Annotated in this window: 9 protein-coding genes; all 9 read left to right on the top strand. The window is 30.8% G+C overall.

The genetic code is table 11. The features are described 5' to 3' along the window. The first annotated feature begins 12 nt into the window (after positions 1–12). The 9 genes from RSD37_RS05355 (at position 13) to topA (ending at position 14054) form a co-directional block, all read left to right on the top strand. On the top strand, positions 13–2034 hold the full coding sequence (locus tag RSD37_RS05355) for an ATP-binding protein (protein WP_346945675.1): 2022 nt from the start codon (positions 13–15) through the stop codon (positions 2032–2034). A 70-nt stretch (positions 2035–2104) separates the two neighbouring features. Continuing rightward, positions 2105–3022 (top strand): response regulator, encoded by a 918-nt coding sequence (locus RSD37_RS05350; RefSeq protein WP_346945674.1) that lies wholly within the window; start codon positions 2105–2107, stop codon positions 3020–3022. Between the two features lie 245 nt (positions 3023–3267). Then, the gene (gene hpdB / locus RSD37_RS05345; RefSeq protein WP_346945673.1) at positions 3268–5985 is read left to right on the top strand and encodes a 4-hydroxyphenylacetate decarboxylase large subunit; all 2718 of its coding nucleotides are present in this window, start codon (positions 3268–3270) and stop codon (positions 5983–5985) included. Positions 5986–5990: 5 nt separating this feature from the next. Next, positions 5991–6260: a 4-hydroxyphenylacetate decarboxylase small subunit gene (hpdC, locus tag RSD37_RS05340; protein WP_346945672.1), complete on the top strand. Its 270-nt coding sequence runs from the start codon at positions 5991–5993 to the stop codon at positions 6258–6260. Positions 6261–6331: 71 nt separating this feature from the next. Further along, on the top strand, positions 6332–7627 hold the full coding sequence (locus RSD37_RS05335; protein ID WP_346945671.1) for an MFS transporter: 1296 nt from the start codon (positions 6332–6334) through the stop codon (positions 7625–7627). 135 nt (positions 7628–7762) lie between these two features. Continuing rightward, positions 7763–8704: a 4-hydroxyphenylacetate decarboxylase activase gene (gene hpdA / locus RSD37_RS05330; RefSeq protein ID WP_346945670.1), complete on the top strand. Its 942-nt coding sequence runs from the start codon at positions 7763–7765 to the stop codon at positions 8702–8704. A 440-nt stretch (positions 8705–9144) separates the two neighbouring features. Further along, positions 9145–10665, top strand: a complete 1521-nt coding sequence (locus RSD37_RS05325; RefSeq protein WP_346945669.1) for a YifB family Mg chelatase-like AAA ATPase — start codon at positions 9145–9147, stop codon at positions 10663–10665. A gap of 23 nt (positions 10666–10688) precedes the next feature. Then, on the top strand, positions 10689–11783 hold the full coding sequence (dprA, locus tag RSD37_RS05320) for a DNA-processing protein DprA (protein ID WP_346945668.1): 1095 nt from the start codon (positions 10689–10691) through the stop codon (positions 11781–11783). 186 nt (positions 11784–11969) lie between these two features. Then, a complete protein-coding gene (gene topA / locus RSD37_RS05315) occupies positions 11970–14054 on the top strand; it encodes a type I DNA topoisomerase (protein ID WP_346945667.1) in 2085 nt (694 codons plus the stop codon). Positions 14055–14204 lie beyond the last annotated feature (150 nt).

The raw sequence follows: 14204 nt of genomic DNA, 5'->3' as shown, positions 1-14204 counted from the left end.
TGGAGGGAATTTATGCCAATTAGAAAAAAGATGATAATGTTTGTTTTTATAGTTGTAATTGGTCCTATGATTTTTATATTTATTTTGTCTAATAGTGTTTTAAATTATCAAATAGAAAAAGCAGCCCAAGGGTATTTACAAAATGCTCTTATAATTGCTCGAAATCAAATGATTAACAGATTAAATGAAATGGAAAAATTAGGTATAAACACAGCTAAATCTTTGGAATTTCAAGAAGCAATTGAAGGAGAAAACACTAAAATTTTGAATAAAACTGTTAGTGATATTAATGAGGTATATGATTACATAGATTTCTATATGGTGTTTGATGGAGAGAAGAAATTACTAATTAGTCAACCCAATGTAAAAAACCCTGAAAATTCTCGTTTAAGAACATTGATTGATGAAGCAGAGAAGATGGGCAACACAATTACATCTGAGGAACAATTTAGCCTGGACGATTTATTTCTTCCAGATTCTGAAGAATATAATAAATTTAAGGTGTTAATTAATAATAATAAAGACAAAAATACAGGTAAATATTTAACAAAATGTTTAACTGCTGTTAATATTTCACCTATTTATAATAAAGAAAGCAATAAAATAATAGGCTTTTTAGTATTGGGGACAATAGTAAATAATGATAGTTATTTTCCGCAAGTTTATTCTAAAAGTGTTCAAAATTCATATCTAGCAATTTCTATTGATGGAATTCGTATATCTTCTAATATTCGTAGCCCTAAAAATGGAAATTATATCGGAAGTTCAATTCCAATACCTTTGAGTACGTTGGAGGGCACAAGGAATGCTTATTTCGGTAAGCAAAATTTTGATGGAGAAATTCATATTTTTTTAGATGATTCAATTTTAAACTGCGATGGAGATAAAGTTGGAGTTTTAGGAGTGGGCATTCCCGAATATAAATTCTCTATTATTATGAACATTCAAAGAAATATTATTATTTGTGTTTCTATTTTGGGATTAGCAATTATGACATTTATTGGTATAGTAATTGCAAAACGAATTACGGAGCCTATTATTAAAGCTACAGAATTAGCTAATCAAATATCTCAAAGAAACAATGAAGTATTAATAGATAAGAGATTTTTAGAAGGAAAAAATAGTGAAACAACTATTTTGCTTAAAGCATTTCAAGAAATGGCCTATGACTTGAAAAAGGGTGAAGAAGAAAAATCAAATTACTTAGAAAAACTGAAATATGAACATTTTGAACAGCAGAAGTTATCTGAAGAATTAGCTGTATTAAATGAAAACTTAGAGGAAAAAGTAAAATTGCGAACTCAAGATTTACGTGAAGCAATAATTGGGTTAAAAAGAGCAGGTGAGATTAAGTCTTTATTTTTAGCTAATATGAGCCATGAATTGAGAACACCTTTGAGTTCTATAATTACCTGTTCCGAAATATTAAAAGATGAATTATTTGGAACTTTAAATGATAAGCAATACAAATATACAAGTAATATTTTAAATAGTAGTAATCATCTATTAAAATTGATAAATGATGTTTTGGATATATCTAAAATTGAAGCTGGTAAAATGAATCTTGTACTTGGCCTTTATTCAATTTCAGAGGTGATAATGGAAGGATTTCATGTTGTAAAAAGCTTGGCGTATAGAAAAAATATTGATATAACTATTAACATAGTTCCTAATGATTTTACAATTAAAGTTGATGCTAACAAATTAAAACAAATATTATATAACTTATTAGCTAATGCTATTAAATTTACTTCTGAAAATGGAAAAGTAACAGTGGATGTATATAAAAATGGAGAATATATGCAGTTGACTGTTAAAGATAATGGGATAGGAATTAAAGCGGAAGACCAGGAAAGAATATTTAATGAATTTGAACAAGTAGACAGTTCTTATGAAAGGGAATATGAGGGAACAGGATTAGGTCTGCCACTAACAAAAAAAATAGTTGAAATGCACGGAGGAAAAATATTTTTACATAGTATTTTAGGTAAAGGGACTGAAGTAATAGTTACATTGCCTATTAATATAGAATAAAATAAAATACGAATAACTGTACTAGTATTATATATTAATGTAAGAGTAAATTACTTTTAGGAGGTAAACAGTGGAAAAAATATTGATTGTGGATGACAATAAACAAAATTGTGAAATTATTAAAGATTTATTGTCTGCATGGGGATATGATGTTTATGTAGCTGTTGAAGGTAAAGAAGCAATTAATATTGCCATTAACCTTAATCCGGCTGTAATTCTTTTAGATGTTATGTTGCCAGGAATGAATGGTTTCGAAGTTTGTGGAAAATTAAAAAGTAATTCTAATACACAAAATATTTTCATTATAATGTTAACAGTACTAAATGAAGTTGAAGATAGGATTCGTGGCCTTAATGTAGGTGCAGATGTATTTTTATCTAAGCCTATTATCTTTGAAGAATTAAAAAATAGAGTTGCTTGGGCAATCAACTCTAAAAAAGCTTTTGATAAAATGGAGCATGTAGATGAAGTAACTAAAAGTTTATTAAAAATTTTAAAATTAAAGAATAATAATTTATATTTACATGTTTGTAGTGTGAAAAAATATTCAGAAAAAGTGGGCAAAATACTAACTATAACAGATGAAGCAATGGAACGTTTATTAGTGGGAGCATATATACATGACATTGGGAAAGTTATTTCAAATGGTGATGATCATGTGGAAATTGGTGAAGATATTATTTCTTCATTTAAGATGTGTAAATGGTTAAAAGTTTTTGTTAGAAATCACCATGAAAAAATAAATGGACAAGGGTTTCCTGATGGTCTAATGGAGAATGAAATGTCATTAGAAATGAAAATTTTAATAACAATAAACCGATTTGTAGAAATATTAGAACAGACTGATGACGAAGATACTAGTATTACTAAATTAAGTGAGGAATGCCAAAAGGGATATTGGAGTATAGAGGTTTTAGATGCAATAAAACAGGTATTAAAAGATGAAAAATTTATAAAAAGTATACATTATAATAAATACAACAAATGAACCGTTCAATTGAACGGTTCATTTGTTGTAAAAAAATAGATATGAATTAAATTCAAATACTACCAAAGTCGTATTTAATTTTTTAAATAAGTATTTATTACAACCTAAGACTAATGTGAATTCTATGGAATATAATATAAAATAAAATGATAATTACATAGAAAGAAGGTAATAGTTTACTAAAGTATTCAAACGTAATCTTATGCATGTATTATTACAAATATAAAATTAAGGAGGGAATATAAATGGCAATAAAAACAAAATTAGCTGATATATTGGCTGAAAAAGGATTACCTATAAATAACCAATTTGGTGGAAGAGCACCAGAAGGTCTGATGGCGAGAGAAATAAAGGCGGAACCAAGTCCTAGGGCTAAGAGATTGAGAGATATTTATTATGACACATTATCATCTGCTAATACAGAATTTCCTTATTGGTATAATAGAAGATGGAATGAACTAGAGGGAGAAGTTGATGTTGTTAGAAGAGCAGAATCCCTTAAATGTGCATTTTCACATTTAACACCTAATATTATACCCGGTGAAAAGTTAGTTATGCAAAAGACTAATAATTATAGAGGTTCTTTTCCTATGCCTTGGCTTTCAGAAGGTTTCTTTGTTGCAAAAGAAGACGAGCTTTATAAGGCAGCATTAGAAAGTGGAAGTGGTAGTGCAGGAGAATTGAGTAAATTTGGAACTGGTGGTGGAAATGTTACTGCTAGTTTTGGTAAGGTAGTATCAATAGCTGGTAAGTTTGGAATGAGGCAGGAAGAAATACCTGCATTAATTACACTTGCTAAAGAATGGGTTGGACGTTCTGTTGATGATTTGGGTCATAAATATGAACAAATGGTACCAGGGTACCATATAAAAGAAAATATTATGAAGTCATTAATCTGCATGTTTGATTCAGGATTTACATTACCACAAGGTAGAGAAGTTATAAATTATTATTACCCTCTTGAGCATGGGTTTGATAATTTAATTGACATGGCTAAGGAGCTAAAGGCAATTGTAGCCGGAAATGCTGATGGTGATGGAATAATAGGTATGGATCGTCTATACTTTTATGAATCAGTTATATTAATTATTGAAGGGATTCAAAATTGGATATTAAATTATGCAAAACACGCAAAAGGGTTAGCTGAAACTTGTAAAGATGAAAACCAAAAAAATGGATATATGGAAATAGTAGAATGCTTGGAATGGATTGCACACAAACAACCACGTACTTTCAGAGAAGCAATTCAATTAACTTATATAATTCATATAGCAGTAGTTAATGAGGATGCTATTTCAGGAATGTCACTTGGACGACTTGGCCAAATATTATATCCATGGTTCGAACAAGACATTGAGGCAGGAAGAACAACTGAAAGTGAAGTACTAGAGCTTCTTGAACTACACAGAATTAAATTTACCAATATAGACTGCTTTGCTTCTACAGGAGTTGTAGGAGGGGTTCTTTCAGGTAATACCTTTAACAATTTAACTATAGGTGGGCTCAAGAAAGATGGTAGTTCAGCAGTAAATAGATTGGAATATTTAATTGTTCAAGCTGGTATAACTTGTGCTACTCCACAGCCAACATTATCCTGTTTATATGATGAAAAGTTACCAGAAGAATTCTTATTAAAATGTATTGAATGTGATAAAACAGGTACAGGATATCCTGCTTGGATGAATAATCGTGGAGCAATAGAATTTATGATGAATCAGTATGGAGAAGAAGGAATGACTATTAATGAGGCAAGGTCTGTTGCAATAGGAGGATGTCTTGAAACATCACCTTGTAGTTGGAAAGACCTTACTTTAAACGGTAAAACTTATAGTGTTTCCGGTGGTGCGGGACAACCTACTTCAGTTGGTGTTCATTTTATCGCTAATCCAAAGGTTTTAGAACTAGTGCTTACAAATGGAAGAGATAATAGAATAGGTTTACAAGTATATCCTCCACATAATAAGAAACTTGAAACTTATGAAGAACTTTTACAACAATTTAAAGACTATTATGCATTAACTTGTGATGTGCTTGCTAAAACTAATAATATTCAACATGATGTTTGGCGTAAGAAAAACATGGCTGTATTTAATTCTATGTTAAAACCTAACTGCTTGGATAAGGGACAGCATATTGGAAATTTAGGTTACCAATATAATGCAACATTTAATATAGAAAGTTGTGGAACTATTAACTGTGTAAACAGTTTAGCTGCATTGAAAAAACTTGTATATGAAGAGCAAAAATATACTCTTGAAGAAATGACAGAAGCAATTCTTGATAACTATGGATTTAAGGCAGCAAGTGAGGTTGGTAGTTATTCACTTGCAGATCAAGAAAAAAGAGATGCAAATGCTAAATACGATGATATGTATGGAGATTGCTTACTAGCTCCTAAATATGGAAATGATGATGCTTATGTTGATAATATATTAAAGGATTATGAAGAATGGTTCTGTGATATGACTCATAATTATGAGTCCTTATATGCTAAAAAAATGTACGCTTGTCAGATTTCTGTTTCAACTCATGGTGCACAAGGAGCTGCGACACTTGCCACTCCAGATGGACGTTTATCTGGTACAACCTATTCAGATGGTTCTATGTCTGCATACCCTGGAACAGATAAAAATGGTCCTTATGCATTATTTAAATCAGCTACGGTTTGGGATCATAGTATGTCTCAAAATTCTCAGATGAACTTGAAAATTCATCCAAGTGCTATAAAAGGTATTGAAGGATCAAAGAAGCTTCTTGATTTAACTCGCTCTTATATGAGAGAAGGGGGATATCATATTCAGTATAACATTGTAGATTCTAAGGTGTTAAAAGAGGCACAGGGAAAACCTGAAAGCTATAGAGATTTAATGGTACGTGTTGCTGGATTTACACAATACTGGTGTGAAATAGGTAAGCCAATTCAAGATGAGGTTATTGCAAGAACAGAATACGAGGGGGTTTAATTAAAATGGAAAATGTAAATATGAAGCATAATGATTGTGTGAATTTTTCGCAAATTGATGTAGCAAAAGGTATTTGTAGATTATCTAATGAAATGATATTTATAGATACTCCAGTTTGTGAGAATTTCAATGAGGTAAGTAAATGTAACAACTGTGCAAACTTTAAAAACCCTGATAAAGATAATGTGGGAACATGTGTAGGATTAAAAAAACAATCTTGGACTTATGGGGAGTTGAATGCAGTAACTTGCGAAGGTTACAAATTAAATAAATAGAATTTAAATTATAGATGGGTATGATAGTCAATTAACATACCTATCTTTTAAAATATAGAGGAGGGGAAAGTATGAAAGATAAAAATGCCAATCATTTGGGACATATGGTGGTACTTGCATCTTGGTTAGCTATATTTTGTTTGTTTGGTTTTAGGTCATCATTTTCTATTTTGCAAGTACCTATGTCAAAAGGATTAGGATGGCAGTCATCACAGTTAACACTTGGATATTCTTTAATGATGTCTGTATACGCAATTACAGCTTATTTTAGTGGCATGATAATTGATAAATGGGGTACAAAACCAGCATATGCAATAGGTTCTGTGTGTGCTGCATTAGGATTTATTGTAACAAGTTATGCTCAAAGTTATTTGAGTTATTTAATTCCTTATGCGATTTTTGCAGGTGTTGGTACAGGTATGCTTTGGGTATCTTCTACAGTTTCTGTTCGTAAGTGGTATGTAGGGAAATCTTATGCCTCTATGTGGGGAATTGCATTTATGGGTGCTCCAGTTGCGCAAGTCGTTTTAAGTCTTGGAATTAAACAGGCTCTTAAATCTACTGATTGGCGAGTAGCCATGAGAGGCCTTGGAGTAGTGGTTTTCATAGTACTAGTAATTGCTGCTATTGTAGCAAAGAAAAATCCACAAGATTATAATCTTGAGCCTTTTGGAATGGATTTAAATAAGTCAAATAGCCCTAAAGTTGAAGAAAAAGTTTGGACACTTAAAGAGGCTTTTAGTGTATTCCCCATTTGGGGAGCTATATTGGCGTTCCTTGGTAGTATGATTGGTGAATTTTTAATTTGGACTCAGGTAGTTAAATTCTGGACTAATGATGTAAAAATGTCATTAAGTGCAGCAACTAATCTTTATGTTATTATAGGTATTGCAGGTATCGTTACAATGCCATTAATGGGTAGAGTGGCAGATAAAATGGTTGCAAAATATAATCATGAATCTAAAGGTAGAAAAACAATGCTTATAATTGCTCCAGTTATTGGACTAGTGGCTTGCGGACTTCTGCTTATGAGCAAAATATCTATTGTATTTGGAATAATAGCATGTATTTTGTTTGCAGCATATTGGGCAATTGAGCCAGGTGGAGTAGCAGGTTATGCTGCTTCTATTTATGGAAATAAAACTTTAGGTAAAATATGGGGAACTGCAACTTTAATTGTAATGGGAATAGGACCGGCAGTTGGAAGCTTTATGGGAGCATATTTATATGATAAGTCCGGAAGTTATTTAAATTCCATAATATTTGCGGCTTGTGCATTCATATTTTCAGCATTAATTGCTATTAAATTGCCACTTTCAATTAAAAATAATAAGATGGTATCATCAAATAAAGTGGAAAATATATAAATATAAAATTTAAATATGGTCAAGCGGGGGATATCTATTTAAGATTTTAATCTTCCGCTTTTCATATGATTGGATTAAGTTATCTTAATTAATACTTTATTAGAAAATTACATATTTAAATTGGGGGGAACTATTATGGAGGAGAATAAAGGAATTATTTTCGATATACAAAGCTATTCAGTAAATGATGGTCCTGGGTGCAGAACAACTTGTTTTATGAGTGGGTGTACTTTAAAGTGTGAGTGGTGTGCTAATCCTGAAAGTTGGATTAGTAAGCAAAAAATTATGTATGCAGAAGCAAAATGCAAACATGATCAGGGTTGCATTAGATGCGAAGAAGCTTGTAATAACAAAGCTATTAGTTTTAATGAGGAACAGAAGTTAGTATTGAACTGGGAATTATGTAGAAATTGTACTACTTTTGAATGTGCTAAGGTATGCTATAACGAAGCATTAAGAGTTTGTGGCAAGTATTATACTGTAACAGATTTATTAAAAGTTTTAAATAGGGATAGGCAATTTTGGGGCAGTAATGGTGGAGTGACTTTTAGTGGAGGAGATCCTTTTTATCAAAATGAATTTTTACTAGCAACTTTAAAAAAATGCAAAGAGTCATATATTCACACTGCTATTGAAACATCAGCGTTCATAGATACTAATATATTTTTGGAAACTATGAAATATATTGATTTTGCCTTTATAGATGTAAAGCATATGAATAGGGATAAGCATAAGGAAAAGACAAGTGTTTACAATGATTTAATTCTTAAAAATATAGAAATTCTTATTAATTCAGGTTGGGAAGGTAGACTAGTGCTTAGAATGCCTGTAATTCGTGATTTTAATGATACTGAGGAAAATGCTATAGAGACAGTCAATTTTATGAAAAAATTAGGGATTTTCGAAATTAATCTTTTACCATTTCATAGAATGGGAGATTCAAAATGGAACCAACTTGGGAAAGATTATCTTTATAGTAAAGAAGAAGCAACAGATGAGGAAAAAATGAACAGGCTTCAAGATTTATATTTAGATAACGGAATAGCATGCTATGTTGGAAGTGACACAATTTTTTAGTTAGGTTGATTTAATTAATAGAGTTAGTTAAAGTTTAAGAAAGCGTTTAAATACTAACTTGTTTGAGATAAAAGATGGCTTGAGCCGTATGTTTTAGTGAAAAAAGAATTGGTTTCTTATTAATAACAATTAATAAAAAACAAATAAACCTTGAAGATATAAAAGGTGCATTTGTTTTTTTTTTGCCTAAAATCCTATATCTTAAATTTTCAAATAACTTTCTGATATATCTTGACCAAGTGACCCAATATCTTTATTTAAAACCTTCATTTTATTATCTTCCTCTGTATTATTAATTATAATAGGTAAATTATGAACAAAATTTAATTAGTTTGAATAATAATTAAAATCTAAGAATTTATTACTAAATTGATTATACTAGGGCGAATGGTCAATAATTAATCTATAAAGTTAGGAAAATATATTTAGAGGGTGAAATTATGTCAATTCAAATAAAAAGTGCAGCTTTTTCAGGTGTTGAAGGAGTACTAATAAATGTAGAAGTTGATATTTCTTATGGTCTTCCCAATTTCAATATTGTAGGTTTGGGAGATATGGCAGTAAAGGAATCAAAGGATAGAGTTCGTGCGGCTATAACAAATTCAAAGCTAGAGTTTCCTATAAGTAGGATAACGGTAAATTTAGCTCCAGCTCATATAAAAAAAGAGGGTTCACATTATGATTTGCCAATTGCCGTGGGAATATTGACTGCTACAAAACAAATCTTAGTATCAGATGTAGAGGGTTTTATATTTATAGGTGAACTTTCTTTAAATGGGGACATAAATAAAATCAATGGAGCATTACCAATAGTTATGGAAGGCTTGAAAGAAGGAATAAAGAACTTTGTAGTTCCTATAGGTAATAGGGATGAATGTTCATGTATTGATGGAGCAAATATTTATCCAATAAGTAATTTGAGTGACGTGATTCATTTTTTTACTTATAAGGATATGAAACCTTATAGCTCAATTACCCAGGTGGAAGGGACCGTAGATACTACACTAGACTTCTGTGACGTTATAGGGCAACAGTCGGCTAAGCGGGCTTTAGAAGTAGCTGTGGCTGGTGGTCATAATGCTTTAATGTATGGTACACCAGGATCTGGTAAAACTATGCTTGCAGAACGTATTGTTTCTGTAATGCCACCTCTTAGTTATGAAGAGTCCTTAGAAGTAACAAAAATATATAGTGTAAGTGGAGAACTTAAAAACCAAGGATTAATTGAACGTAGACCTTTTAGAAATCCGCATCACACAATTACTAATACTGCATTGGTAGGTGGGGGAAGAAATCCATCTGCAGGAGAGGTATCCTTAGCCCATAATGGAGTTTTGTTTTTAGATGAAATTTTAGAATTTAATAAAAAAGCACTTCAAGTATTAAGACAACCATTAGAGGATGGAAAAATAAGATTATCTAGAGTTAGTGGAACTGTAATGTATCCTGCAAACTTTATGTTGATAGCTGCTCTTAATCCATGTCCTTGTGGAAGATTTGGAGGTTCTACGGATAATTGTAGATGTACACAGTATGAGATCGATAGATATCTATCAAGATTATCAGGACCGCTATTAGATCGAATTGATATATTTACTTCAGTGAATCCAGTATCTTATGTGGAGATAAATAGTAATAAGGTGGAGGAAACCTCGGAGATTATACGTAAACGAATATTAAGGGCTAGAGAAATGCAAGCTGATAGATTTAAAAATGAGGGTATAAAGTGCAATAGTGATATGACCGCTAAGCATATAAGGAAATATTGTAAGCTGAAGGAAAGTTCAAGTCAAATTCTAGAGTATGCTTATAATAAATATGGACTTAGTACAAGGGTCTATAATAGGATTTTAAAGGTAGCTAGAACTATTGCTGACTTAGAATTAAAGGCAAATATAGAAGAAAATCATATTATTGAAGCACTTCAATATAGGAAGTATGTAAAACAAGATATAATTTAATAGATTAGTAAGGGAGAGAATATATGGATAAGTTATTAAAAGTTTGGTTAACTACAGCTGAAATATCTAATGAAGCTAAAAAAGAGATTTTTAACAGGTTTGAAACTTTAGAAACTGTAAAAGATAACGTATTTTCAAGAAATACTACAATATTAAAAGAAAAGATTATTAATAAATTAATAAAAGCATATGAAAATCTTGAAAAAAGTGATATTTTAGATTACATGGATAAAAGTAATATAGACATAATAACTATATATGATAAAGAATATCCAAATGATTTAAAAGTTTATAAGGACTCTCCTTTTGGTATGTTTTATAAAGGCGATATTTACAAGATAAATAATAATAAAAATGTTTCAATAATAGGTTCAAGAAGATGTACTAGATATGGTATGGATGTTACAAATAATATTATAAATGAGTTGTCTACTTATAAAATAAACATTATAAGCGGTATGGCTAAGGGGATAGATTCTATAGCTCATAAGGCTGCTATGAAAAATAATATTAATACAGTAGCAGTACTGGGAAGTGGAGTGGATATTGTTTATCCAAGAGAAAATAAAAAAATATATGAGGATATATTGCAAAATGGTGGATGTATATTAAGCGAATTCCCTTTAGGAACACAGCCTTTTAGTAGAAATTTTCCAATGAGAAATAGAATAATAAGTGGCATAAGTGATCTATTAATAATTACAGAGGGTGGAGAAAAAAGTGGAACTTTAATAACAGCAGGAACTGCATTAGAGCAAGGTAAAGATATAATTGTAGTTCCAGGTAGTATATTTTCAAGTGAAAGCAAGGGTACCAATAAACTTATAAAAGATGGAGCGTATGTTTTTACTGAAATAGAAGATGTTTTAAATTTATTGAATATTTCTAGAATTAGTATGGATAATAATATAGAAATGTCCACCAAAAGTGAATTAGAAGAAAAAATATATGGTATCATAGATGATAATCCAATACATATTGATAGCATAATTAAAACAACTGATATTGACATAAATCAATTATATAAGTTATTATTTGAATTGCAAGCAAAAGAGGAGATTTTATGTTTAAGTGGAAACTTTTATGTTAGAATTAATAAAATGAGAAATACTAGATAAAAACTAATAATTTAGCAAACAGTTAATGACAATTTTAAATATAATGTTTTTAGGAAAAAGTATTTTATCAAGAGCTAGAATACTAAGAGAGTTGTCTAGGTTTAGTTAGTGTTATACAAGGAATTATAGAAAATGCTTATAAAATATATAAAAAATTGAATTATAAGCTATAGTGGAGGGGTTAAAATGGGGCAACGATTAGTTATAGTTGAATCACCAGCGAAGGCTAAGACTATTAAAAAATATTTAGGGAAAAATTATGTGGTGGAAGCATCAATGGGACACATAAGAGATTTGCCAAAAAGCCAATTAGGAGTAGATATAGAAAATAATTATGAGCCTAAGTACATAACTATCAGAGGAAAAGGCGAATTATTAGATAAAATTAAGAAACAAGCAAAAAAAAGTGAGAAAATCTATTTGGCAACTGACCCTGATAGAGAGGGAGAGGCAATATCATGGCATCTTGCGAAGATATTGAAAATAGATACAAGTGAAGAATGTAGAATTGAGTTTAATGAGGTTACTAAAACTGCGGTAAAAAATGCAATAAAATCACCGAGAAAGATAAATGAGAATGTATTTGATGCACAACAAGCAAGACGGGTTTTAGATAGATTGGTAGGATATGAAATAAGCCCTATATTATGGAGAAAAATAAAGTGGGGACTAAGTGCAGGAAGAGTTCAATCAGTAGCTTTAAGAATAATATGTGATAGAGAAAAAGAAGTTCAAAAATTTGTACCAGAAGAGTATTGGACTGTAGAGGCTAAAGTATCTAAACAATCACAAGCAAAAACTTTTACAATTAAGTTACAAAGCAAAAATGGCAAAAAGTTAGTTATAAATAATGAAGAGGAAGCTAACAATATAATAAATGCTATAAAAGAGAACGATTTCGTAGTAAAGGATGTAAAGGAAACTTCTAAATCAAAGAATCCGTTACCACCATTTACCACAAGCACGCTTCAACAAGATGCTTATAGAAAAATAAATTTTTCAACAAAGAAAACCATGTCTACAGCACAACAGTTATATGAGGGTATAGATGTTAAGGGATATGGAACAGTAGGTCTCATAACCTACATGAGAACTGATTCTGTCAGAATAGCAGATGAAGCCCAGACTGCAGCCATTGATTTTATAAAGAATACATATGGTGATGAATATGCCCCAAAAACTAAAAAGGTTTATAAAGGTAAGAAGGGGTCTCAAGATGCCCATGAAGCTGTAAGACCTACAAATGTAGAGATTACTCCTCAAGTTGCAAAAGAATCTTTAAGTAATGACCAATTTAAATTATATAATCTTATTTGGAATAGATTTGTTGCAAGTCAGATGGAATCGGCTATAATTGACACTACATCTATAAACATAGAAAATGGAGAATATATATTTAGAGCGTCAGGGTATAAAGTTAAGTTTGATGGATTTACAAAAATATATACAACAGAGAATGAAGAAGATGATGAAAATTCAAAACTACCTGTTTTGGAAATGGGAGAAAATATTAAAAGTCGTGGTATAGATGGAAAACAACATTTTACTCAACCACCAGCTCGATTCTCAGAAGCATCATTAGTAAAAATGCTTGAAGAAAATGGAATTGGGAGACCTAGTACCTACGCACCTACCATATCTACTCTATTAGGAAGACTATACGTAGAAAGAGAAAAAAAAGTATTACTTCCAACAGAACTTGGGTTTATTGTAAATAACCTAGTCAGTGAATACTTTAAACAGATTGTAGATGTTGAGTTCACAGCTGAAATGGAAAATAAGTTAGATAGAATAGAAGAAGGCACAGCACAGTGGAAGGAAGTTGTAGAAGAATTTTTTACTCCACTGAAAGAAGAAATAGATATAGCTGAAAAAGAAATTGCAAAAATAACTATAGAAGATAAGGTTTCAGATATTCCTTGTGATAAGTGTGGAAAGTTAATGGTTATAAAACAAGGCAGATTTGGTGATTTCCTTGCATGTCCTGGATACCCGGAGTGCAAAAATACCAAGACTATGGCAAGAGAACTAGAAGTTCCATGTCCAAAGTGTGGAGGAAAGATTCTTGAAAAAAGAAGTAAAAAAGGTAAGCTATTTTATGGATGTGGAAATTATCCACAGTGTGACTTTGTAAGTTGGCATGAGCCTACAGAAGAAAAATGTCCTGACTGTGGAAGTTTAATGGCTAAAAGATATAGCAAGGCAAAAGGTGATTACCTAGAATGCATCAATGCTGAATGTAAATACAAGGGAATAGTAAACAGTAAGTAAAATAGTAAATAAATAATAGAAGATTGATAATAAATCAAATATAATTAAAGTTTTAAAACAAACGTGTCGAAAAATACCAAAAAAACTTGATATAATATAATCGATATGTTATGCTAATAACGAAACAATTCTAAGAGTTAGAAAAATACT

It is taken from the genome of Clostridium sp., assembly GCF_036646415.1.
Classification (GTDB): Bacteria; Bacillota; Clostridia; order Clostridiales; family Clostridiaceae; genus Clostridium_J.
Note: the sequence above shows the minus strand (reverse complement) of the source record. Positions and strands in the feature narration are given on the sequence as shown.

What these genes read in the sequence shown, in the direction of transcription:
- RSD37_RS05355 (WP_346945675.1), top strand. Translation starts at nt 13, where the DNA reads ATGCCAATTAGAAAAAAGATGATAATGTTTGTTTTTATAGTTGTAATT.
- hpdB (WP_346945673.1), top strand. Translation starts at nt 3,268, where the DNA reads ATGGCAATAAAAACAAAATTAGCTGATATATTGGCTGAAAAAGGATTA.
- hpdC (WP_346945672.1), top strand. Translation starts at nt 5,991, where the DNA reads ATGGAAAATGTAAATATGAAGCATAATGATTGTGTGAATTTTTCGCAA.
- RSD37_RS05335 (WP_346945671.1), top strand. Translation starts at nt 6,332, where the DNA reads ATGAAAGATAAAAATGCCAATCATTTGGGACATATGGTGGTACTTGCA.
- hpdA (WP_346945670.1), top strand. Translation starts at nt 7,763, where the DNA reads ATGGAGGAGAATAAAGGAATTATTTTCGATATACAAAGCTATTCAGTA.
- RSD37_RS05325 (WP_346945669.1), top strand. Translation starts at nt 9,145, where the DNA reads ATGTCAATTCAAATAAAAAGTGCAGCTTTTTCAGGTGTTGAAGGAGTA.
- dprA (WP_346945668.1), top strand. Translation starts at nt 10,689, where the DNA reads ATGGATAAGTTATTAAAAGTTTGGTTAACTACAGCTGAAATATCTAAT.
- topA (WP_346945667.1), top strand. Translation starts at nt 11,970, where the DNA reads ATGGGGCAACGATTAGTTATAGTTGAATCACCAGCGAAGGCTAAGACT.